This is a genomic window from Bradyrhizobium sp. CCGB20, from assembly GCF_024199855.1.
In the GTDB taxonomy this organism is placed as follows: domain Bacteria; phylum Pseudomonadota; class Alphaproteobacteria; order Rhizobiales; family Xanthobacteraceae; genus Bradyrhizobium.
The window spans coordinates 8702196-8725095 of sequence record NZ_JANADN010000001.1; the positions used below are offsets into that span (position 1 = coordinate 8702196).

The following is a 22900-nucleotide window of genomic DNA, read 5'->3' on the forward strand; positions in this document are numbered from 1 at the left end:
GGTCTACTCGGCGGCGGCTTCGGGGCGCACCTGACGCGGCAGCGGGAAGAACTCGTTCTCCTCCGCGGCCGAGACCGTCTCGACATGCAGCGTGTAACGCTCGGCGAACGCGTCCATGATCTCTTCGACGATCACTTCCGGCGCCGACGCGCCCGCGGTGATGCCGAGGCTGTTGATGTTGCCGAACTTGTCCCAGTCGATGTCGGTGGCGCGCTGCGCCAGCACGGCGATCCCGCAGCCCTCGCGCTCGGCGACCTCGCGCAGGCGCTGCGAGTTCGACGAATTGGGGGCGCCGACCACGATCAGCGCGTCGACCACCGGCGCCACCTTCTTCACCGCGAGCTGGCGGTTGGTGGTGGCGTAGCAGATGTCTTCCTTGTGCGGACCGTTGATGTTCGGGAAGCGCTCCTTGAGCAGCGCAACGATCTCGGCGGTGTCGTCGATCGACAGCGTGGTCTGGGTCACGAAGGCGATGTTGTCGGGGTTCTTCGGGACGATTGTCTTGGCGTCCTCGGCGGTCTCGATCAGGGTCACGGCGCCGACCGGAAGCTGGCCGAGCGTGCCGACCACTTCGGGGTGGTGGGAGTGGCCGATCAGGAAGATCTCGCGGCCGCGCTTGAAGTGGATCGCGGCCTCGCGGTGCACCTTGGTCACCAGCGGGCAGGTCGCATCCAGCGAGAACAGGTTGCGCGACGTGGCGTCGGCCGGAACCGATTTCGGCACGCCATGGGCCGAGAACACCACCGGCGCGGTGGTGTTTTCCGGGATTTCGGCGAGCTCTTCGACGAAGATGGCGCCCTTCTTCTTCAACCCGTCGACGACGTATTTGTTGTGTACAATCTCGTGGCGAACATAGACGGGGGCGCCGTATTTATCGAGCGCCCGTTCCACGGTGTCGATCGCCCGGACCACCCCGGCGCAGAAGCCGCGGGGAGAACAAAGCACGATCTTAAGGTCTGGTTTGGCTGACATTGAGCGATCTCGGGACCGAATCACCCGTTTCGCCTTCTGGCGGGGGCGGTCAATGGATGGAATTGGGCTTAAAAGGGTCTGCTAGGACTTTACAGGCGCTTCCAAGGGAATTGGGCCCCCTTTAGGCCGCTGTCAAGGCACTATCTATAGCAGAACCATTGCGTGGTTAGCCCCTCCGGGCTTATATAGCGCGAATTCCCTGTCATCGCTGATGACCACCGGTTTCGCCTCCAGAGGGGTGGGCGAAGCACAAAGGAGATTTGCCATGAGCAACGCACCTCTGATGCCCAAGGCGACCGCCGTTTGGCTGCTCGACAACACCGCGCTGACCTTCGACCAGGTCGCCGATTTCACCAAGATGCATCCCCTCGAGGTGCGCGCGATCGCCGACGGCGACGCCGCCCAGGGCATCAAGGGCATGGATCCCCTCTCCAACGGCCAGTTGACCCGTGAGGAGATCGAGAAGGGCGAGAACAACCCGGACTACCGGCTCCGCCTCCAGGAGAGCAAGGTCGTGCTGCCGCCGCAGCCGAAGCGCAAGGGCCCGCGCTACACGCCGGTCTCCCGCCGCCACGAGCGCCCGAGCGCCATCCTCTGGCTGCTGCGCAGCCATCCGGAGCTCAAGGACGCCCAGATCATGCGCCTGGTCGGCACCACCAAGAGCACCATCGCCAGCGTTCGCGACCGCACCCACTGGAACACCTCCCAGCTGACCCCGATCGACCCGGTGACCCTCGGCCTCTGCTCGCAGATCGAGCTCGATTTCGAAGTGGCGCGCGCGGCGAAGGAAAAGCCGATCGATGCAGCCTATGGCGGCGCCACGCTGCTGCCGGCCTCCGAAACCACCAAGAAGGACGAGTACGAACCCGCGGAGCGATCGAGCGACGACCTCAACGTCGACGCCGTGTTCGCCAAGCTGAAGACGCTCGGCGGCAAGAAGCAGGACGAGGAGGAGGAGTAAGTCCCTCCTCTCAACTCTTCATCGAATGCAAACGCGGCGGGATGACCCGCCGCGTTTTTGTTTGCGGCTTACGATGAAGATCGCACCCATCGTCGGCGCGGGAGCCGTCAACGTGCGGCTCGCGCGATCGGCAAGTCAGCCCAGCGCGATCGTGTCGTTGACCTCATGGACGAGTCCGACGCTATCGATCGTCAGCACCATCTTCGCGGTGAGCTTCTCATGGCCCTTGATCTGGCCCGCCGCGATCGCGTCGCGCACGGCCTTCTCGATCTCGCGCTGCGAGGTGACACCGACTTGCTTCAGGAATTTGCGCAGGCTGGTGTTAAACTGGTCTTCGTCCATGACGGCCTCCGTAGACGACGGCGGCTTACGGCCGCTCGGGATGGTTCAGCATGTATTCGCCGAGATCGCGCTGGCGGCGGTCGGAACGGGCGATCGCGGCATTGCGCTGGACGTCGCGGTCCTTGCGGCAGGCAACGTATTCCGGCGAGCCCTGCGCATAGCCGCGGCTCTGGCACACCGCGTCGTCATCGTCACCGCCCATCGCCACCGGCGTCTGGTAGCGCGCGGAGCAGGCAGAGAGCATGAGGCCCGCAAACACAATCGCAAGAAACGGCTTCGAATTCATAACAGCTCTCTCATCTTCATGGTGAGGAACGCGCGCAAGGGGCGCTCCTCAGAATGAGGGTTGAGCCGAAAAATACGGCCTATTCAAGCCCCATCTGACCCTCACACCCTCCCCTTCAGCGCCTCGCCGATCTCGTCCAGCACCTTGGGGTCCTCGATCGTGGCCGGCATGGTCCAGGCTTCGCCGTCGGCGATCTTCTTGATGGTGCCGCGCAGGATCTTTCCCGAGCGCGTCTTGGGCAGGCGGCCGACGGTGATGGCGAGCTTGAAGGCGGCGACGGGGCCGAGCCGGTCGCGCACCAGCGCGACGATCTCCTTCTCGATCTCCGCGGGCGGCCGCTTCACGCCGGCCTTGAGCACCAGGAAGCCGCAGGGCACCTCGCCCTTGATCGCATCCTTGACGCCGAGCACCGCGCATTCGGCGACGTCGGGATGCGAGGCCAGGATCTCCTCCATGCCGCCGGTGGAGAGACGATGGCCGGCGACGTTGATGATGTCGTCGGTGCGGCCCATGACGAAGACATAGCCGTCCTCGTCCTTGTAGCCGGCATCCGAGGTTTTGTAGTAGCCGGGGAATTCGGTGAGATAGGCTTCCTTGAACCGGTCGTCCTGATTCCACAGCGTCGGCAGGCAGCCCGGCGGCATCGGCAGCTTGATGACGATCGAGCCCATGGTGTTCGGGCCGACGGGCTTGGCGGCTTCGTCCACGACATCGACCTGGTAGCCAGGCATCGGCACCGTCGGCGAGCCATGCTTCACCGGCAGCATGCCGAGACCGACGGGATTGCCGGCGATGCACCAGCCCGTCTCAGTCTGCCACCAATGATCGATCACCGGCACCTTCAACTGCTGCTCGGCCCATTCCACCGTCGGCGGGTCGGCGCGCTCGCCGGCGAGAAACAGTGTGCGGAATTTGGAGAGATCGTATTGCCGGATGAACTTGCCTTCCGGATCCTCCTTGCGGATCGCGCGGAATGCGGTCGGCGCGGTGAAGAAGGCGACCGCCTTGTGCTCGCTGATGACGCGCCAGAACGCGCCGGCATCGGGCGTGCCGATCGGCTTGCCCTCATACATGATCGAGGTCGCGCCGTGCAGCAGCGGGCCGTAGATGATGTAGCTGTGGCCGACCACCCAGCCGATGTCGGAGCCGCACCACCAGACCTCGCCCGGCTTGACGCCATAGAGGTTGAACATCGACCATTTCACCGCGACCAGATGGCCGCCATTGTCGCGCACGACGCCCTTGGGAATGCCGGTCGTTCCTGACGTGTAGAGGATGTAGAGCGGATCGGTGGCGGCGACAGGCACGCAAGGAGCTTTCTTGCCGTCGTTGATCGCCTTGCGGCGCAGGCTCGCCCAATCGTAGTCCCGGCCGGGCGCGAGGTCGCAGACGAGCTGAGGACGCTGCAGCACGATGCAGGCCTTGGGCTTCGTGCCGGCAAGCTTGATCGCCTCGTCGAGCAGCGGCTTGTACTGCACGATGCGGCCGGGCTCGATGCCGCAGCTGGCGGAGAGAATGAGCTTCGGCTGCGCATCATCGATGCGGGTGGCGAGCTCCTTGGCGGCGAAACCTCCGAACACCACCGAGTGCACCGCACCGATGCGCGCGCAGGCCAGCATCGCGACCACCGCCTCCGGCACCATCGGCATATAGAGGATGACGCGATCGCCCTTGGCGACGCCAAAATCCTGCATGACGGCGCCGAGCGCCTGCACCTCGGCCAAGAGCTCGGCATAGGTGAATTTGGTGACCGCGCTCGTCAGCGGCGAATCATGGATCAGCGCGACCTGGTCGGCGCGGCCGCGTTCGACATGGCGGTCGAGCGCGTTGTAGCAGGTGTTGACGACGCCGCCCGTGAACCAACGGCCATAGACGCCCTGCGCGCCGTCGAAGATCGTCTTCGGCGGCTCGATCCAGTCGATCTCCGTGGCCGCCTCGGCCCAAAAGCCCTGGGGATCAGCCAGCGAGCGCGCGTGGACCTCGTGATAGAGACTTTTCCCCTGGGCATTCATTCCCGCGCTCCCGTTCCCTTTATCCGCCTGGCCTCGACCTTGCGGCAGGACAGACGTCCCGCCATGACAGGGATCAAACACTGGCGTTGTTTGAGGGCTATTTTCCCGGGAACGGGCCGCGGTTCAAGCTGAAAAGAACTGGAAATGGCGTCCCTCTCCCCGTTCTTACGGAGCCGCGACGAGCTTCGCTCGCGCGGAGAGGGTTGCGGTGACGGCTAGCTCTCCATCGCATTCAGCCGCTGCAGGCGATCCTGCATGACCTTCCGCAGATCATAGCCGGGCCGACCGAAGCTGGCGTTGCGCATGCTGAGAAAATCGCGCTGGGTCTTGCGCAGGTCGCCAGCCGAGCGCTTGCTCGCGGACTTGAGCACGCGCTCATAGGTCTCGGCAATCTGGCGGTCGAGCACGCCCAGTTGCGGATCGGCGCAGATCACCTTCTCGACCTCGCGCCTGGCCGTGGCGCAGTCGAACGACGGACCATTGCCGGAATTCGCTGCGAGAGGGCGCGGCGGCTCGGCACCGAATTTGGCGATCTCGGAGATCATGGTGCGGCGGCCGGCGGCGGCATTCTCGTTGCCGGGATCGAGCTTCAGCGCGGTCTCGTAATCGGCCAGCGCCTTCTTGCGCTCGCCCATCTTCTTGTAGAGCACCGCGCGGTTGTTATAGGTCTGCGCAAAATTCGGATCGATCTTCAGCGCGGCCTCGTAGTCGCTCAGCGCCGTGCCAAGCTCGCCCTTGAGCTGGTAGGAATCGCCGCGATTGGTGAAGAAGTTCGGCCGCGGCGCCAGCCGCAGCGCCTGGTCGTAATCGGCGATCGCCTTGTCGTATTCCTTCATTGCAGCATAGGTGAGCCCGCGGTTGTCAAAATATTCGGGCACCTTTGGATCGAGCCTGATCGCCTCGCCGTCGTCCGCGACCGCCTTGTCGAGCTGGCCGAGCTTCTTGTAGGCCGCGCCGCGGTTGGTGTAGCTGCGCGGCCGGTTCGGATCGAGCCGCAGCGCCTCGCTGAGATCCTTGATCGCTTTCTCATTGTCGCCGCCGAGATAATAGTTCACGCCGCGATCGGACCAGGCCTGCGCATCATCCGGCTTCAGCTTGATCGCCTGGTCGTAATCGGCGAGCGCGCGGTCGAGCCTGCGCTGGGTGGTGTAGACCACGCCGCGCAGCTCATAGGCCTCCGCATCCTGCGGATCGAGCTCGATCGCCTTGCTGAGGTCCGAAGCGGCGCGATTGAGATCGCCGCCGGCCTCGCGCAGGAGATCGCCGCGCAGGCGCCAGGCTTTTGCATTCTTGCCGTCGAGCGCGATGGCGCGGTCGATATCCCGCAGCGCCTGCGTGAGGCCGCCCGAGGTCCGCGCATGGGCGTCAGCGCGAACCAGCAGAGCCGTGGCGCGCTCGGAGGATGAATTTGAAGCCTGGTCGATGATGGCGCTGCAAGCCGGAACAAGTTCGGCCGGCGCGGCCTTGCTGCCCGTCACGCAATCGGTGCCGGCCGAGGCCGGGGCTGCCAGGATCAGGCTCACCGCAGCGCCGAGGAGGAAGGTGCGCAGCGAGATTTTGGCAAACGGCGACGTTTGCGCGGAAGGGGGCATGCCGCACATCGGAAGGCTCCGTGACATCAGGTTTTCACCATTGTCGCGGCGGGGAAGCGATGGGTTCAATTCGGGGCGGGTCTGGGGCGCGCCGGCGCCCGCGCTCCCTCTCCCCACACGCGGGGAGAGGCGAAGATTCCCTCAATACCCGTCGACCCCGTTGATCCGTTGCAGCCGCTCCTGCATCGCCTTCTTCAAATCGTATCCCGGCCGGCCGAACCCCGCATTGCGGCGGGCAATGAAATCGTCCTGCTCGCGCTGGAGCGCCTTGGCTTCCGCGGGACTGCGCGCCTCCCGGATCACCCGCGCATTCGATCCAAAAATCTCCCGATCGAGGTCGGCGAGCTCGCGATTTCCACAGATCGCCTTTTCCACCGCACGGCGCGCGCTCCGGCAATTGAAGCTGGGCTTGCCGGCGACGGCCATCTGAGCACCGATCCGCTCGAGCTCGCGCGCCATCGCCTTGTGATTGGCCTTGGCCTTCTCGTGGTTCGGATCGATCTTCAGCGCCGCGCCGAAATCCTGCACCGCCTTGGGCTTGTCGCCCTTCTTCAGCCAGAGCTCGCCACGGGCGTTGAAGAGGTCAGCGAGGGTGGGATCGAGCAGCAGCGCGCGGCTGTCGTCGGCGATCGCACGGTCGATCTGGTCGTGCCGCGCCAGAATCGCGCCGCGTGCGATCAGCGCCTTGACCAGGTCCGCCTTCGCCGTCTTCTCGTTGTCGATGACCGCCGCGCAGGCGGGACCGGCCTTGTCCATGTCGTCGGCCGCGGCCGCGGCAAGGCACGGGGCGATATCGACCTGCGTGACGGCAGCCGGCTCGCCGCCGGTCGCGGCGTGGGACGCGCTGAGCGACAGCACTGAGAGCGCGACGGCCCCTGACAGTTGAACAAGTTTTTGAAAACGCATGCTTGTTGCAGTCGGAAAGTCTTGCCTTGGGGCCGTACTATCCACCATACGGCCGGATTGGTGCTAGCTTGTAGCGCCGCTCAAATCGGTTTCGGGGACGATCGTGTCGACATTCGAATGGGTCATCGCGCTTCTGCTCGGCGCCGTTGCATTATCGGCGCTGGCGCGGCGGATCAAGGTCCCCTACCCGACCTTTCTCGCCATCGGCGGCGCGCTAATCGCCTTCGTGCCGAACAGCCCGTCCTGGACGCTCGAACCCGACCTCGCCTTGGCACTTTTTGTCGCACCGGTGCTGATGGACGCCGCCTTCGACACCTCGCTGCGGGACTTGCGCAACAACTGGGTTCCGGTCTCCACCCTGGTGGTGGCCGCGGTCGGCCTGACCACAATCGGCGTGGCCTTCGTCGCGCACCGGCTGATGCCTGACATGCCCTGGGCCGCCGCCGTTGCGCTCGGCGCCATCGTCGCGCCGCCGGACGCCGCGGCCGCGGTTGCGATCCTGAGCCAGGTCAAGCTGCCCTATCGTATGGTGAAGGTGCTGGAGGGCGAGAGCCTGCTCAACGACGCCAGCGCGCTGCTGATCTATCGCATCGCAGTCGGCGCAGTCGTCATGGAGCACCTGAAATGGAGCGAGGTCGCGCCGACGATTGCGCTCGGGCTGGTCGGCAGCGTCCTGGCCGGTCTTCTGGCGGGGCGCATCATCCCGCTGTTCCTGGAACGCGTGACGGAAGCACCGAGCGCGATCATCGTGCAGTTCGCCACCACCTTCATGGTCTGGATCGCGGCCGAGCATCTCGGCCTCTCCGGCATCCTCACCATCGTCGTCTATGCCATCACCGTCGCGCGCACGGCGGGGGCACGCATGCCGGCACGGCTGCGGGTGCCGTCCTATGCCGTGTGGGAGACGATCGTGTTCGTCCTCAACGTGCTCGCCTTCATGCTGATCGGCATGCAGATGCGCCCGATCTGGACACGGCTGGACGCGGAAGTGCGCTGGGAATATTGCGTGGCCGCCGCCTGGATCCTGCTCACGGTGGTGCTGGTGCGGCTTGCCTGGATCACGTTCTACCGCACGACGCTGCGCGTGCTGATCGCACGCGGGCTCTATCATCCGAAGGATCCCAAGCAGGTCGCCTCGCCGAAGGGCGGCCTCATCATCTCCTGGTGCGGCATGCGCGGCCTCGTCACGCTCGCCACCGCTTTTGCTTTGCCGGAGAATTTTCCCTATCGCGACTTCATCGTCTTCATCGCCTTTGCGGTTGTGCTGGGCTCGCTGATCATCCAGGGCCTGACGCTGCGGCCGCTGATCCTGGCCTTCGGCCTCAAGGACGACGATCCCGTCGGCATCGAGGTCGCGCGCGCCCGCGCGGTCGCCTATCGCGCCGCGCTCGATGCGATCGAGGACGATCCGTCGGAGGAAGCGGAAATCCTGCGGCTCGAATACCGCGCCATCCTGATGCAGGCAGACGACGATCCGCACGGCGGCATCGCCAGCGGCGAATTGCCCGCCGATCCCCTGCGCCGCCGCGCCATCGAAGCCGCGCGCAAATCGATCTTCGACCTCCGCGCCACTGAAGTGATCGGCGACGACGCGTTTCACAAGATCGAGGAAGAGCTCGATCGCGCAGAATTGAGCGCGGGGGGATAAAGCTTGTTTACCTCGCCCCGCTTGCGGGGAGAGGTCGACGCGCGCAGCGCGGCGGGTGAGGGGGTACAGGTCAGTCGGCAGACTCGCATGCGGAGAGAGCCCCTCACCCCGACCCTCTCCCCGTAAGGACGGGGAGAGGGAGAGCATTGAACCAAACACCGCCGCTCCAGACTCACTCCTGATGACGACCCTGATCGACGACCGTCGTGTACGCGCGCGTGATGCGTCGCCTGCACGATATTTTTATCTCAATATGGCACTGGCCTGCGCCGCCACCGCGTTTCTCGGCTTCGCACCGACCTATTTCGTTCCGCTCGCGCAGCGGACGTTTTCCGCGAGCCCGGTGATTCATTTTCACGCGCTCCTGTTCTTCACCTGGTCTCTCTATTTCGTGATCCAGACCTGGCTCGCGGCGTCGGGCCGCGTGGTCAATCACCGCGCGCTCGGGATTGCCGGCGTGTCGCTTGCGACCGCGATGACGATCTTCGGCTTCCTCGCCTCCGTGCACGTGATGCAGCACGCAGCCGCGCTCGGGCAGAAAGACGCCGGCATCGGCTTCTCGATCGTGCCGATGAGCGGCATCGCGTTCTTCGCGGTGGTGTTCATGCTCGCGATCGTGAACACGCGCAAACCCGAGATTCACAAGCGCCTGATGCTGCTGGCCGCGGTCTCGATCCTCGATGCCGCGATCGCGCGCTGGTTCCTGACGTTTCTCGCGCCTCCCGGACCGCCCGGCCCGCCGCCGGTGCCCGTGACGATCGCCCCGGCTGTGGTCGCCTCGCTCCTGCTCGTCGTCGCCATGGTGCGCGACTGGCGCAGCGATGGCCGCGTCCATCCGGTCTACATCTACGGCACGCTCGCGCTGCTGGCGGTGAAGGTTTTGAACTGGCCGATCAGCGAGACCGCCGCGTGGCATTCATTTGCCGGCGGGATTCTGGCGCTGGCGCAGTAAATCACCACTGTCGTCCCGGACAAGCGCAGCGAAGATCCGGGACGACAGCGGAGATTGGAATTACGCCCCCGCCTTGCACGTGATGCCGCCGTCCACCACGAGCTCGATCCCCGTCACATATTTGGATTCGTCCGACGCCAGAAACAGCGCGGCATTCGCGACGTCCCAGGCCTCGCCCATGTGGCCCATCGGCACCTGCGCATCGCGGGCGCGCCACATCGCCTCGACATCGCCCTTGGCGTAGCTGTTGGCGAGACCTGCCGAATGCTCCACCATCGGCGTCTTCATCAGGCCGGGCAGGATCGCATTCACCCGCACATGGTTCTTCGCGAACTCGATCGCGGTGGAGCGCGTCAACTGGTTCATCGCCGCCTTGCTGGCGTTGTAGCTGACATAGGAAATCCCGACATGGCGGATCGAGGCGATCGAGGAGATGTTGATGATGGAGCCGCCGCCCTGCTTCACCATGACCGGAATGACGTGCTTCATGGCGAGATAGGCGCTCTTGAGGTTGACGGTGAAGACGCGGTCCCAGCTCTCCTCGGCCACCTCGACCACACTGCCCATCTCGGCGATGCCGACATTGTTGTCGAGTACGTCGATGCGGCCATAGGCCTTCAGGCACGCCGCAACCATCGCCTCAATCTCGCTCGCGCGGGAGACGTCCGCGGTGAAGGCGGTCGCATTGCCGCCTTCGCCCGTGATGATCTTCGCGGTCTCCTCGGCGGCGGCGCCGTTGCGATCGACGCAAAACACCTGCGCGCCCTCGCGCGCAAAGGTCACCGCAGTGGCCTTGCCGTTGCCCCAGCCGGGTCCGATCGAGCCGGCCCCCACCACCATCGCAACCTTGCCCTTGAGCCGATCCATCGCGTGTCTCCCGTGTTGTTGTTCTTGTAGCCCGGATGAGCGAAGCGATATCCGGGGCCACCGTTCCCGGATATCGCTTCGCTCATCCGGGCTACGGATCGTTACAGATCTTCATCGTGGTGACGTTAGCACCGATGGGATGCCCGACAATCTCCGATAGCGTCCGGCACTTCCCATCATGGCATAACCGCCATTCGCCGGCCGCACCGGAATTGCCGAGCACGACCTCCGGCATCGGCGCGCGCTCAGGCCTCCATTGAAACCAGCCGTCCACGAGCCGCGCCTCGGGCGGCGGCTCCATGCCGGGGCCGGTGCCCTTGACGCGGGCCTGCACCAGCTCGAGGCCGGCGGGCGTGACGCGCCAATCCTCCTGCCAGTCGACCTTGGCGATCGAATGCGTCCACACCAGCGTGAAGGCGGAGAGCGCGAGCGCCTTCACGCCTCCGGCTGTTGCGAAGCAGAGGCTCACGCGGCTTCGGCGACGGTTGGCGGACGCTGCCGCCACTGCCACAGCACGAGCGCAGCGGAGAGCACGAAGCCCGCGGTGTCACTGAACGCGAAGTCGCCGAGCAGGCACATCGCGGCGCCGAGCGCGACGACACGTTCAAGCAGTGTCAGCCGCGTGAACAGGAAGCCGATCGCGACCATGCCGAACAGCGCGATCGCCACCAGCGCCTTGAAGCTCGCCAGCGCCACCGCCCCGTAGAAACCGAGTTTTGCGGCCATGGGATCGCCGGCCTGCAACATCAAGGCGGGCGAATAGACGAAGATGAACGGGATGACGTAGCCCGCGAGCGCGATGCGCATCGCCTCCCAGCCGATCTTGTCCGGATTCTCCTTCGCGATCGGCGCCGCCGCGAGCGCCGCCAGCGCCACCGGCGGCGAGAGGTCGGCCATGATGCCGTAATAGAACGCGAACATGTGGCTCGCGATCAGGGGCACGCCGAGTTTCGCCAGCGCCGGCGCGGCGAGCGCGGCGGTGATGATGTAGGTCGGGATGGTCGGGATGCCGGTGCCGAGCAGGATCGACAGCAGCATGGTCATGATCAGCGCCAGGAACAGGCTCTTCTCGCCGAGCCCGATCACCCAGCCACCGAAGATGGTGCCGACGCCGGTCTGCGACATCATGCCGATGATGACGCCGACGATGGCGCAGGCCATGCCGACGGTGATGGCGGACTTGGCACTCTCCGCCAGCGCGTCGCGGCAGTCGCGCAGCGCCTTGAACCCGCCACGGACGAACGCGGTGATCACGATCAATCCGACCACGACGCTCGCGACCGGCACGATCTGGAGGCCGTCGCGCGACAGCGCGGCGACGACGAGCGCAAGCCCGATCCAGAAGATGTAGCGGATCGCCATCGAGGACGCGCCCGTCGTGATGGCGGTGCCAAGGATCAGTCCCACCGTCAGCGCAAGGCCCATGCTGCCGGCATAGAGCGGCGTAAAGCCTTCGAACAGCATGTAGACCAGTGCGGCGAGCGGCAGCACGAGGTACCAGCGCGTCACCAGCGCCTTCCAGGCGCTCGGGATTTCCGAGCGCTTCATGCCGACGAGGCCGTGCTTGCCGGCTTCGAGATGCACCATCCAGAACGCGGAGGCGAAATAGAGGATGGCGGGAATTGCGGCGGCCTTGACGATTTCCGAGTACTGAACGCCCAGCGTCTCCGCCATGATGAAGGCGACCGCGCCCATCACCGGCGGCATGATCTGTCCGCCCATCGAGGCCGTGGCCTCGACGCCAGCGGCAAACGCGCGGCGATAGCCGAACCTGATCATCAGCGGAATCGTGAACTGGCCGACGGTGACGACGTTGGCGACGCCCGAGCCGGAGATCGTGCCCATCATGCCCGAGGCGAACACCGCGACCTTGGCAGGACCGCCGCGGGTGCGACCGAACAGGCCGAGCGAAACGTCGGTGAAGAGCTGGATCATGCCGGCCCGTTCCAGGAACGAGCCGAACAGGATGAACAGGAAGATGTAGGTCGCCGAGACGTAGATCGGCACGCCGTAGAAGCCTTCGGTGCCGAACGACAGATGCGTGACGATCTGGTCGAAATCATAGCCGCGATGGTTGAGCGGAGACGGCAAATATTGCCCGAAGAACCAGTAGACGAGACACGCGCCGCACATCAGCGGCAGCGCCGCGCCCATCAGGCGCCGCGTGCCCTCGAAGATCAGCACCGCGAGCAGCGTGCCGACCACAAGGTCAAGCCGGGTCGGATCACCGTCGCGCGCGATCAAATCGGCGTAGAAGATCCATTGATAGAGCCCGCAGAAGAAGCCGGCGCCGCCGATCGCCCAGCCCAGCGCGCGGCCGAACGCGCTCTTCGCGGTGAAGTTGGCGATCAGGCCGAAGGTGAGCAGCACCAGGAAGCCGACATGGACGCCGCGCACCACCTGGCTCGGCAGATAGTTGAAGGCGGCGACATAGAGCTGGAAGGTCGCAAAGGCGATGCCGATCCAGTAGGCGAGCGTGCCCCACCAGCCCGGACCAAAGCCTTCCGGAAAACCGTGCTCGAAATTGTCGAACTCAACCTTGATGGGCGCCGCATCGGTGCCCTCTGCCTTTTCCAGCATATTGCTCGTCCCCAGCCTGCCCGTGCCGGATAGCATTGGCACAGGGTCCCAAAAACGTCATGCCCGGGGTTATCCCGGGCATTCACGAAAGTCCCCCGTCGTCATTCCGGGGCGGCTCGCAAGAGCCGAACCCGGAATCTCGAGATTCCGGGTTCGATGCTGCGCATCGCCCCGGAATGACTGGAGAGTTACTTGATCAGCCCTTTTTCCTTGTAATAGCGGATCGCGCCGGGATGCAGCGGAACCGGGCTGCCATTGGCGGCCGCCTCGAGCTTGATCTCCTTGCCGGCCGCATGCGCATTGGCGAGCTCGGGCAGCGATTCGAACACCAGCTTGGTCATCTGATAGGCGAGATCGTCCGACACCGCCGAGCTGGTGACGAGATAGTTGACCACGGCCGCGGTCGGCACGTCCTTGTCCTGGCCGGTATAGGTGTTGGCGGGGATGATCGCCGAGATGAAGGGCGGGCCGATCTTGTCGACGGTCTCCTTCGGCACCGACACCACGGTGATCGCGCTGGACGTCGACAGGTCCTTCAGCGAGGCGACGCCGAGGCCGGCCGATTGCAGGGTCGCGCCGAGCTGGCGGTTCTTCATGAGGTCGACGGATTCGGCGAACGGCAGGTATTCGACCTTGCCGAGGTCCTTGTAGCTCATGCCGGCAGCACTGAGGATCGCGCGGGAATTGAGCTCGGTGCCCGACTTCGGCGCGCCGACCGACAGGCTCTTGCCCTTGAGGTCCGCCAGCGTCTTGATGCCGCTTTCGGCGGTCGCGACGATCTGGATGTAGTTTGGATAGATCGCGCCGATGGTGCGCAGCTTGTCCAGCTTGTTCTTGAAGCCGGCTTCCTCGTCGCCGTCCCAGGCGGCCTTGAGCGAGTCACCCAGCGTGAACGCCAGTTCGCCGCGGCCCTGCTGGAGCAGGATCAGGTTCTCGACCGACGCCTTGGTGGCCTGCACCTGCGTCTTCACGTTCGGGATCTTGTCGCCGTAGATCTTCCCGATCGCGACCCCGAGCGGATAGTAGACGCCGGAGGTGCCCCCGGTCAGCACGTTGATGAAGGATTGCGCATGCGCGCAAGGTGCCGACGCCGCCAGGGCAAGAGCCGCGGCCGCGCCGAGAATCGTCCGTTTCATGGTTTTTGTACTCCCCAAACCGGCGGCGAAATTGGCCGGATGAGGGGAGCGGGTCAACCCATCCAAAAGACAAAACAGGACTGCGCTAAATGGCCGATCCGGCTCGACTTTTGGGGAACCCGGCAGGTGCGGCGACGTGGCGCAGCCAGGCTTTGGGAGCGCGCCTCGCCGTCGCGGCAAGCTCTATTGGCAAGCTTTCACTGGAACGTCATGTCCAGGCACTTGGAGATGTCGGAGCCGAGGCCGGAGGAGATGATGATGCAGCCGCGCACCTTCTGCGCGCTGACGTCGGCGGCCCAGACCGAGTAGCCGCCGGGGCCGAAGAACGAATTGGTGTTCGGCGGCTCGGTCTCGGTGGCGTCGAAATCGTAATGGCCGTCGGTCTCGAAGATGCGCGGCTTCTTGGTGCAGCCGCCGTCGGTCTGGACGTTGATGACTTCCTTGTTGTCGCGGGTCAGCGCCAGCGAGACCTGGCAGCGGAAATATTCCGAGGTCTTGGTATTGAACAGGTAGGTGTAGGACTTGCAGGTCGCAGTGTTCAGCTTGCCCGGGGCGAGGCCACGGCTGCACGAAATCCGCTGGTTGTGGCTGAGCTGGTAATCGTCGGCCCGGGCAGCCGGCGCCAGCGCCGTCAGCAACAGCGCGGCGGCCCAGCAGGCATTAATGACATGGTTCATCCGAATCATCCCTACCAATATTTTTGTCGAATTGCGTTCTAGACGGAAAGCGGAACATAGTCGCGCGGGGACGAAGGGAAAATCACAAACTGCTGGGCGAGGCGTGATGCAATGCGGCGCTTTCGCAAATTGACCCGGAAGCATCGTTCGTGATTTGTTCAAGCCGGGTGCCTCGATGGGGAGGATAGGATGATGGCATTTTCAACGAAGACATTATTGATTGCCGCCGTGCTCGGCGCGTTCACTGCACCTGCATTGGCGCAGACCGCTGCAACGCCCTGGGAGCTCAAGCCCGACACCGGCTATGCCTATGACAAGGAAGGCAAGACCTTCTCCTACAAGATGGGCACCAGCAATGCCGGCGAACTGCTGAAGGGCGCCAAGAAGGTGCCGCGGGGCACGCTGTTCTTCATCGGACACAACGGCCAGCTCTACATGCGCAGCGGCCCGTATCTGGAAGGCGACGGCAAGTTCAAGTTCGGGTCGGATCAGTAAGGGGCGGCAAGACCGGCGCCAAATTTGCGGCTCCGTAGGGTGGGCAAAGGCGCGTCAGCGCCGTGCCCACCGTCTATCAGCGCATTCCGGTTGAAAGCGGTGGGCACGCTGCGCTTTGCCCACCCTACGGCGGCGCGACTAAAACGCGCCTGCCAGCTCCCGCGCGCCGGCGTTGTTGCTGTTGCTGTCCATCCGCGTGTCGGTCACCGCCAGCAGCTTGGCCACCGTGTTGTGGCGGATCGCGACCGGGTTGCGTTCGTAGCCGCCGCGCTGGAAGAAGTTCGAGGTCGGCACCTGCTCGCGCATCGCCTGCGGCATCGTCACCATGTCGAGGCCGGTGCCGTCGCCGGTGAGGTTCATCATCTCGAGCTCGGCGGCGCTGAGCGGGCGACTGTAACCCTTTGCGCGGGCGAACAGCACCGACGTCAAAAGCTTATGGGTTTGCAGCATCGGGCCGATATCGATGTCCAGCACCATGGCATGCATGGCCCAGCCCTGCGCGGTGTTGCCGATCTTCTCGTGCTCCGACCAGGTGTCCGGCACCGACTTCGCATGCGCCACCATCTTCTTCAGGACAGTGAGCTTGTGCTCGAGCGACTGTCGCGCCGGCCCCGAGGTCCGCGCCACCTTGTCGGAGAGCGCGCGAATGAATTCATGGCCCTGCTCGGCCAGCAGCTCGACGCTGTTGGTCGTCAACAGCTGATTGTAACCCATCGCGGTCGAGATCGCGCGCTTGCCGCCATGCTCGATGCCCGCTTGCACATCGTAGCTGCCGGTGCCGCCGGTCTCGAACGAATAGACCCGCACGGCCTGCTCGCGCGTCAGCCCCGAGGCGAGCGCATAGCGCGCATAGGCGCGCTTGAACTCGACCTCGCTGGACGGGCGCTGCGGCGTGAACTGGTAAAGCTCCTGCGCCGCGCGCAGGAGATCGGCGACCACGGGGATGGGCTTTCTGGTCGGACGATCCGGCGTCTCTTCCGGCTCGGGGTTCACCGGCCGCTTCGGCCCGTTATAGAGCGGCGGGTGCTCCAGCACGTAATCGTCTAACGTGACCTGCTGTCCGCTGCGCCGCTTGGCGTTGCGGCCGCGGCGCTTCTCGGAGATCTGGCTCCAATAGGCGCCCGCCTCCTCGTCGAAGGCCGCGCGGGCCGCCTGATATTCCCCGAGCTTGCGGCGATATTCGAGCGCGGCGGGCGATGCCCCGCCTTGCGCGAAAAATTGCGACAGGAGCTGCGCGTTGGCATCGCGGACGGTCGGCGGCAGCGCGTCAGAAGTGCCGCCGCGCGCGGCGGGCGCGAGCAGGACGAGCGCGAATGGAACCAACGCAAGGCGATTTCGAATCGAATGATGCATGCTGCCCTCTTAGCAGGCATCCGGTAACCGTCACGTTAACGCGCTGTTTACCATCGTCACTTCCAGGCGAACACCGGCTGCTCCAGCTCGGTGACGCGGGTGTGCCGCCCCGCCAGCACTTCACGGAACTGGTAGATCAGCGCCGCCGTCGGCGCGTGGATCAGGCTCATCTGGTGATGGAAGCGGATCACGCGGCGGGAGCTTTCGGGGATTGCGATGAAGTCGAACGCGTCTTCGCGCTCGATCGTGGCGAGCGCGATGCGGTGGACGGAGGCGACCTCATCCGGGTTCGGCCGGATCGCGGCACTGTCCGCCGCCCAGACCACCACCGGCGTAATCAGATAGCCGGAGCGGGTCGGATAAGCATCGAGCGTGCCGAGCACATCCGCGCTGGTGAGGCGAAGGCCAAGCTCCTCATCGAGCTCGCGCAGCGCCGCCTCGACCGGCGTCTCGCCGGCATCGCAGCGACCGCCCGGCAAGGCCCATTGGCCGCGATGGGCGCGCAGATGTGAGGCGCGCAGCGTGAGCAGGAATGCGGTGTCATCACCGCCGGTCGTGCCGGTCAGCGCGACCACAACCGCGGCGCGCTTCAATGCCGCCGCCGCATCGTCCTCGGGCAGGCGCGTGAAGGCCGCGCAGGCAGCCGCGATATTCCGCCGTGTGGCATCGTCGAACGGTCTCATCATGCTTGACTACACCACGTCGGGCCCCGATGAAATGAGATCGCAAGACCCGCGCAGCAATGGACGACCACATGACCAACAAGGCCGCCGCAAGGCTCAAATCGGACGGCTGGAGCATCCTCGAGACCACGGGCTTCATGCACCTGATCGGCCCCTTGTGGGAACGCAAGATCGACGGCCATTACGAATTCGCACTCGCGACCGAGGACAAGCACCACAACCGCCGCGGCATGGTCCAGGGCGGCGTGATGATGACGTTTGCCGACCGCACCTGCGGCATGACCGCCCGCTACGTCTCTGGCAAGGAATTCATGGCAACGGTGCAGCTCGACACCCATTTCGTCGAGGCCGGCCAGATCGGCGACGTCCTGATCTCCCGCCCGCGCGTGGTACGCTCGACGCGCAGCCTCATCTTCATGAGCACCGAAGTCACCGTCGACGGCCGCTGCATCGTGATGGCGAATGGCGTGTTCAAGATTTTGAAGGGCCCGGCATAGCGTTACGCGGTCAGGCCGCCACCGAAGCCGGTCACACCCACCGCTGTCATTCCCCGCGAAGGCGGGGAATCCAGTACGCCGCGGCTTCTCCGTATCCCAACACTGTCTCTGGAATACTGGATCGCCCGCCCCAGTGCGCAATTGCGCACAAGGCGGGCGATGACACCGAGTGTGGGGCATGGGCGTACCCGACGCATTTCTGGATTGCTTCGCTGCGCTCGCAATGACGGGCGGAGCTGGCTATGCTGCGCCCACAAAAAGCAAAGGACCCGCCCATGCAATACCGCCAACTCGGCCGCAGCGGCCTCAAAGTGTCGCCGATCTGCCTGGGCACCATGATGTTCGGCGGGCCGACGGATGAAGCCGCATCCAAACGGATCATCGCGAAGGCGCACGAGGCGGGCATCAACTTCATCGACACCGCCGACGCCTATTCGAAAGGCGCGTCCGAAGAGGTCGTCGGCCGTGCCATCGCGGGCAATCGCCAGGCCTGGGTGCTCGCGACCAAGCTCGCCAACCCCATGAACAATGATACGGGCAACGATCCCAACCGTGTCGGCCTGTCACGGCGCTGGGTGTTGCAGGCCGCCGACGAGAGCCTGAAGCGGCTCGGCACCGACCACATCGACATCTACTATCTGCACAAGGAAGACCATGCGACGCCGCTGGAGGAGACGGTGCGCGCGATGGGCGACCTGATCCGCGCCGGCAAGGTGCACTATTTCGGCGTCTCGAACTATCGCGCCTGGCGCGTCGCCGAGATCTGCAACATCTGCGACCGGCTCGGCATCGACCGGCCCGTGGTGAGCCAGCCTTATTACAACGCCATGAACCGCATGCCCGAGGTCGAGCATTTTCCGGCCTGCTCCTATTACGGCCTCGGCATCGTGCCCTACAGCCCGCTGGCGCGCGGCGTGCTCACCGGCAAGTACAAGCCCGACGCAGCCCCGGACAAGGAGACGCGCGCCGGCCGCAACGACACCCGCATGATGCAGACGGAATGGCGGCCGGAATCGCTCCAGCTCGCGCAGGAGATCAAGACCCACGCCGAGAAGAAAGGCATCACCGCCGGCCAGTTCGCGGTCGCCTGGGTGCTCAACTCCGCCTTCGTCTCATCGATCGTCGCGGGCCCGCGCACCGAGGAGCAGTGGGACGGCTACATGAGCGCGCTCGACTACCGCTTCACGGCGGATGACGAGGCGCTGATCGACCGGCTGGTCGTGCCGGGCCATCCCTCGACGCCGGGCTACAACGACCCGGCCTATCCGATCGAGGGACGCCGCGCGCGAACGGCTTGAGACGGAGACGGGGATGGCGCACGAAGACCGCTACGGCCTGCCGCTCTCCACCTCGTCAGACGAGGCGGCAAGCACCTATCGCGAAGGCGTCGACCTCATGCTCGCGGGGTGGACCGGCACGACGGAGACGCTGGAGCGCGCGATTGCGACCGATCCGGATTTCGCGCTGGCCCTTATCGCCCGCGCCCGCGTGCATGGCTTCTATCAGCAGGGCGATCTCGCGCGAAGCAAGGCGGCACGCGCGCGCGAGCTCGTGGCGAAGCGCGGCACGGAACGCGAGCGCTCGCATGTCGAGACGCTGGCGCTCGCGATCGAGGGCCGGCTGATCGAAGCCATCGCGGCAATGCGAAGGCACATCGAGAGCTGGCCGCGCGATGCCGTGGTGCTGTCGCTGCCGCTCGGCGCGTTCGGCCTGTTCGCGTTCTCCGGCATGGCGGATCACGACCGCGCACGGCATGAGCTGTGCGAGCGCGTGGCGCAGCACTATGGCGAGGACTGGTGGTTTCTCACTATGGCCGGCTGGGCCATGACCGAGAACGGCGACGTCGCGCGCGGCCGCGCCGTCACCGAGCGCGGCTTCGACCTGCGCCGTCACAACGCCCACGCCGCGCACGCCGTGCTGCATGCGATGTTCGAGGACGGCTCGATTGAGGCTGCCGACCGTCTCGTCGACGAGTGGATCCCCTTTTACGACCGCACCGGCATCCTGCACGGCCACATCCTCTGGCATCAGGCGCTCGGCGCGCTCGAGCATGGTGATGCGGCGCGCGCGCTTGCGATCTATGCCGACGTGCTTCAGCCCTCCGCCACGCAGGCGCCGCCGCTCAACGTCGTCACCGACGGCGCCTCGCTGCTCTGGCGCCTGTCGGCTTACGGCCACGCCGTGCCGGAGGCGCTCTGGCTCGATGCCGATGCCACCGCGCAAAAACTGTTTCCGAAATCGAGCCTGCCCTTTGCCGACGTCCACATGGCGCTGTTCGCGGCGGCGACGCAGAACCAGGCGGCGCTCGCCGCGCGCCTTACGGCAATCGAGCAGCGGCTCGGCGACGGCAAGCTGCCGGCCGGTCCCGTGGTGCCGGCGATCTGCCGCGCGCTCGTGGCCTTTGCCGATGAGGACTACACTTCATGCGTGCAAACGCTCGCGCCCGTCCTCGGCGAGGTCGTGCGCATCGGCGGCAGCCATGCCCAGCGCGAGCTGATCGAGGACACCTACATCGTCGCGCTCATGCGCAGCGGCGAGCTGCCCCGCGCCCGTGCGCTGCTCGACGCCCGGCTGCATCGCCGTCCCTCATTGCGCGACACCCGCTGGCAGGCGGCGATGGGCTAGCTCTGCCACGAAAAAAACATCGGCCTGGCAGCAAGTGCCTGCTAGGACGGAGGCGGGGCAAGCCGGCGAATCGTCGAGGGGTGGCGCGGTGGTATTCCAGGCGGGATCGGCTGAACAAACGGGATCGCAACCAATTTGCGGTTCGCTCGTTGTTGGGCGGAACTTTTCCGCCGCCGTGGCCCCCTGGCATACGAGGCTGACGATGCGCCTGCGCCGACCGGTCCTCGCCGTGGCCCTCGCGGCTCTCGCAAGCCCTTGTTTGGCCGAGTCTTCTGCGCCTATCCCGGTCAACAACCCTCCAGCGCAAAACGCCTTCATCGACCTCCTGGCGCTGATGTCAGGCCACTGCAAGACGCTGAAGGTCGCCGGGCGCACCTTCGCGTGCAAGACGGTGGCCTACGCCCACGGTGACAAGGGCCGGGTCAATTTCGCGGTCGCCGTCGACGATCCCTCCGACTCCAACCACGTCGTGTCGTTCTCCGGCGAGAACGGCAAGCGCGCGGACGACAATTCCTACGAGCTGCGAATCGACCGCATGCTGCTCAATTCCAAGGACCGACCCAAGGTCGACGGCCTGCCGGTGCCGGCCGAGCAGATCTCGACCGGCGTCTGCCGCCAGACCGGCAATTTTGCCGCCAAGCAGGTTTCTGACGTCACCTGCACGGCGACCGACAGCGAAGGCCGCCGATACGAGTTGCTGTTCGTCTCCGACGGCAAGCCCGTGAGCGTACGCCGCATCCGGCAATCGTCGCCGTCGATCCAGGATCCGTTCAAATAGTCTCACCATCATTGTGTATGATCGCGGCCATGCTTCGGAGCGACTCATGACGCGCGACCGCCTGTTTCTGCTGCGCCCAGGTTTCGAGGACCCGGCCTTTCCAGGTCGCCTGTTCTATTGCTGGCATTGCGCGCTGATCGAGGGGGTGCTCGCCTCGTTTCCGGCGTTGGCCGCAAAGCTCGACGTCGAGCGCATCGCATGGCCGCAGCCACGGCAGCCGGTGATCGCGCTGGTCGGCGAGGAGAACCAGTCGCTTCCGCTGCTCGTGCTGGCGGATGGGACGACGTCGCCGCACCAGACCGGCAGCCGCCACGGCCGCGCCTTCATCGCCGACAAGGACGCGATCCTCGCCGCGCTCTCCGAACGCCACGGCTTTCCCGATCCGCATCCGTGATCGTGGGAGGACCTTCGTCGCGAAACGAGGGAAGATTGGCATTGTGCGGTTTCCCAAAGGCCTCGCATAGTTGGTGCAGCAAGCAAGCCTGAAAGCGTCTCCTCCATGCCCAGCCCCCTCCCCGCCCTTATCATCGTCGACGTTCAGCGCGCGTTCGATGAGTGGGAGGCGGCCGGCAAGCGGCGCAACAATCCGGATGCGGTGGCGCGCATCGCCGATCTCCTCAAGGCGTTCCGGACGCGCGGCGCGCCGATCTTCCACGTCCGCCACGAAGGCACCAAGCCGAATTCGACGTTTCTGCCATCGTGCTCCGGCTACGCCGTCAAGGACGAAGCGCGCGAACAGCCGGGCGAGCCGGTCATCGTCAAGCGCGTCAACAGCGCCTTCATCGGCACCGATCTCGAGCAGCGCCTGCGTGCGCGCAATATCACCGCACTCGTGATCTGCGGCGCGACCACCAATCACTGTGTCGAAACGACGACGCGGATGGCCGGCAATCTCGGCTTCGACACAAGCCTCGTGCGCGACGCGAGCTGGACGTTCGACCGCATCGGGCCCGACGGCGACAAGCATTCCGCCGAGGAAATCCATGCGATGACGCTGTCGAATCTCGACGGCGAATTCGCGCGCATCGTCACCACGGATGACGTCGTCGCTTCACTCGAATCGATGCGACAATAGACCGCGCGACATCGACTCACTCACACGCGTTGACCGGAACTGATCTGCGTCGTTTCGACGCCCGCGCTTTTCGGAACGCATCGGACTCCCATCTGTTGTCACACGACGTCTCAACTGGAGTGAAGACATGAAGTATCTCTTTGTCGCGATGGCTGTCGGTGCTGCGGCGCTCGCCGGCGGATCCACGGCCAACGCGGCGGGCAAGGCCAGCGCGAAGCAGAACGCGCAGACCAGCCAGTCCACTGACATCAGCGCGCAGCACAGGCACCACCACCATGGCTATCGCCATCACCACTGGCGCCATCACCACCACGGCTACTATCGCCCGCACTACCGCAGCTACGGCTATTATCCGCGCCACCACGGCTACTACGGCGGCGGACCGTACGGCTACTATGGCGGCGGTGGTCCCGGCGTGACCTTCAGCTTCGGCGGTGGCCGCTGGTAAGTCAAAAAGGCCCGC

24 protein-coding genes are annotated in these 22900 nt (G+C 65.3%); 11 read left to right on the forward strand and 13 right to left on the reverse strand.

Annotation, left to right across the window (positions count from 1 at the left end; translation table 11 throughout):
- Positions 1–3: 3 nt before the first annotated feature.
- Entirely contained in the window at positions 4–972 is a 969-nt protein-coding gene (ispH, locus tag NLM15_RS40995) for a 4-hydroxy-3-methylbut-2-enyl diphosphate reductase (protein ID WP_254123654.1), read from the reverse strand.
- A 265-nt stretch (positions 973–1237) separates the two neighbouring features.
- Between ispH and NLM15_RS41000 the strand changes: the two genes are divergently transcribed.
- Positions 1238–1933 (forward strand): DUF1013 domain-containing protein, encoded by a 696-nt coding sequence (locus tag NLM15_RS41000; protein ID WP_254123656.1) that lies wholly within the window; start codon positions 1238–1240, stop codon positions 1931–1933.
- 135 nt (positions 1934–2068) lie between these two features.
- Here the strand turns inward: NLM15_RS41000 and NLM15_RS41005 are convergent, their stop codons facing one another.
- From NLM15_RS41005 to NLM15_RS41025, 5 genes are all read right to left on the reverse strand, one after another.
- Positions 2069–2275 (reverse strand): DUF6494 family protein, encoded by a 207-nt coding sequence (locus NLM15_RS41005; protein WP_254123658.1) that lies wholly within the window; start codon positions 2273–2275, stop codon positions 2069–2071.
- A 25-nt stretch (positions 2276–2300) separates the two neighbouring features.
- Entirely contained in the window at positions 2301–2561 is a 261-nt protein-coding gene (locus NLM15_RS41010; protein ID WP_254123660.1) for a hypothetical protein, read from the reverse strand.
- 101 nt (positions 2562–2662) lie between these two features.
- Entirely contained in the window at positions 2663–4573 is a 1911-nt protein-coding gene (locus NLM15_RS41015; RefSeq protein ID WP_254123662.1) for a propionyl-CoA synthetase, read from the reverse strand.
- 215 nt (positions 4574–4788) lie between these two features.
- Positions 4789–6174, reverse strand: a complete 1386-nt coding sequence (locus tag NLM15_RS41020) for a tetratricopeptide repeat protein (RefSeq protein ID WP_254124685.1) — start codon at positions 6172–6174, stop codon at positions 4789–4791.
- Between the two features lie 132 nt (positions 6175–6306).
- A complete protein-coding gene (locus NLM15_RS41025) occupies positions 6307–7071 on the reverse strand; it encodes a tetratricopeptide repeat protein (RefSeq protein ID WP_254123663.1) in 765 nt (254 codons plus the stop codon).
- 103 nt (positions 7072–7174) lie between these two features.
- Between NLM15_RS41025 and NLM15_RS41030 the strand changes: the two genes are divergently transcribed.
- Both NLM15_RS41030 and NLM15_RS41035 read left to right on the forward strand, forming a co-directional pair.
- Positions 7175–8719 (forward strand): sodium:proton antiporter, encoded by a 1545-nt coding sequence (locus NLM15_RS41030; protein ID WP_254123664.1) that lies wholly within the window; start codon positions 7175–7177, stop codon positions 8717–8719.
- A gap of 181 nt (positions 8720–8900) precedes the next feature.
- A complete protein-coding gene (locus NLM15_RS41035) occupies positions 8901–9671 on the forward strand; it encodes a hypothetical protein (protein ID WP_254123666.1) in 771 nt (256 codons plus the stop codon).
- Positions 9672–9731: 60 nt separating this feature from the next.
- Here the strand turns inward: NLM15_RS41035 and NLM15_RS41040 are convergent, their stop codons facing one another.
- The 5 genes from NLM15_RS41040 to NLM15_RS41060 all read right to left on the reverse strand — a co-directional run bounded on the left by NLM15_RS41040 (position 9732) and on the right by NLM15_RS41060 (position 14931).
- Complete coding sequence (locus NLM15_RS41040; RefSeq protein ID WP_254123668.1) at positions 9732–10538, reverse strand: SDR family NAD(P)-dependent oxidoreductase; 807 nt, start codon at positions 10536–10538, stop codon at positions 9732–9734.
- 91 nt (positions 10539–10629) lie between these two features.
- Complete coding sequence (locus tag NLM15_RS41045) at positions 10630–11007, reverse strand: DUF1850 domain-containing protein (RefSeq protein WP_254123669.1); 378 nt, start codon at positions 11005–11007, stop codon at positions 10630–10632.
- Entirely contained in the window at positions 11004–13118 is a 2115-nt protein-coding gene (locus tag NLM15_RS41050; protein WP_254123670.1) for a TRAP transporter permease, read from the reverse strand. Before NLM15_RS41050 ends, NLM15_RS41045 begins: the two co-directional genes overlap by 4 nt.
- Before the next feature lie 188 nt (positions 13119–13306).
- Complete coding sequence (locus tag NLM15_RS41055) at positions 13307–14254, reverse strand: TAXI family TRAP transporter solute-binding subunit (RefSeq protein ID WP_254123672.1); 948 nt, start codon at positions 14252–14254, stop codon at positions 13307–13309.
- A gap of 197 nt (positions 14255–14451) precedes the next feature.
- Entirely contained in the window at positions 14452–14931 is a 480-nt protein-coding gene (locus tag NLM15_RS41060; RefSeq protein WP_254123674.1) for a hypothetical protein, read from the reverse strand.
- A 192-nt stretch (positions 14932–15123) separates the two neighbouring features.
- On the opposite strand from NLM15_RS41060, the gene NLM15_RS41065 reads away from it, so the two are divergent.
- Positions 15124–15426 (forward strand): hypothetical protein, encoded by a 303-nt coding sequence (locus NLM15_RS41065; protein ID WP_254124688.1) that lies wholly within the window; start codon positions 15124–15126, stop codon positions 15424–15426.
- Between the two features lie 138 nt (positions 15427–15564).
- Here the strand turns inward: NLM15_RS41065 and NLM15_RS41070 are convergent, their stop codons facing one another.
- Complete coding sequence (locus NLM15_RS41070) at positions 15565–16779, reverse strand: hypothetical protein (RefSeq protein WP_254123675.1); 1215 nt, start codon at positions 16777–16779, stop codon at positions 15565–15567.
- A 56-nt stretch (positions 16780–16835) separates the two neighbouring features.
- A complete protein-coding gene (locus NLM15_RS41075) occupies positions 16836–17465 on the reverse strand; it encodes a CoA pyrophosphatase (RefSeq protein WP_254123677.1) in 630 nt (209 codons plus the stop codon).
- Between the two features lie 68 nt (positions 17466–17533).
- Between NLM15_RS41075 and NLM15_RS41080 the strand changes: the two genes are divergently transcribed.
- From NLM15_RS41080 to NLM15_RS41110, 7 genes are all read left to right on the forward strand, one after another.
- Positions 17534–17959 (forward strand): PaaI family thioesterase, encoded by a 426-nt coding sequence (locus tag NLM15_RS41080; protein ID WP_254123678.1) that lies wholly within the window; start codon positions 17534–17536, stop codon positions 17957–17959.
- 275 nt (positions 17960–18234) lie between these two features.
- Complete coding sequence (locus NLM15_RS41085) at positions 18235–19257, forward strand: aldo/keto reductase (protein ID WP_254123680.1); 1023 nt, start codon at positions 18235–18237, stop codon at positions 19255–19257.
- A 13-nt stretch (positions 19258–19270) separates the two neighbouring features.
- The gene (locus NLM15_RS41090; RefSeq protein ID WP_254123682.1) at positions 19271–20584 is read left to right on the forward strand and encodes a tetratricopeptide repeat protein; all 1314 of its coding nucleotides are present in this window, start codon (positions 19271–19273) and stop codon (positions 20582–20584) included.
- Positions 20585–20786: 202 nt separating this feature from the next.
- Positions 20787–21362, forward strand: coding sequence for a hypothetical protein (locus tag NLM15_RS41095; RefSeq protein ID WP_254123684.1), 576 nt, complete (start codon positions 20787–20789; stop codon positions 21360–21362).
- A gap of 46 nt (positions 21363–21408) precedes the next feature.
- Positions 21409–21756 carry a DUF3088 domain-containing protein gene (locus NLM15_RS41100; RefSeq protein ID WP_254123686.1) on the forward strand — a complete coding sequence of 116 codons (348 nt, stop codon included), beginning with the start codon at positions 21409–21411 and terminating at the stop codon, positions 21754–21756.
- 105 nt (positions 21757–21861) lie between these two features.
- Complete coding sequence (locus tag NLM15_RS41105) at positions 21862–22437, forward strand: cysteine hydrolase family protein (RefSeq protein WP_254123687.1); 576 nt, start codon at positions 21862–21864, stop codon at positions 22435–22437.
- A gap of 127 nt (positions 22438–22564) precedes the next feature.
- Positions 22565–22885 (forward strand): hypothetical protein, encoded by a 321-nt coding sequence (locus NLM15_RS41110; RefSeq protein ID WP_254123688.1) that lies wholly within the window; start codon positions 22565–22567, stop codon positions 22883–22885.
- Positions 22886–22900: the final 15 nt, after the last annotated feature.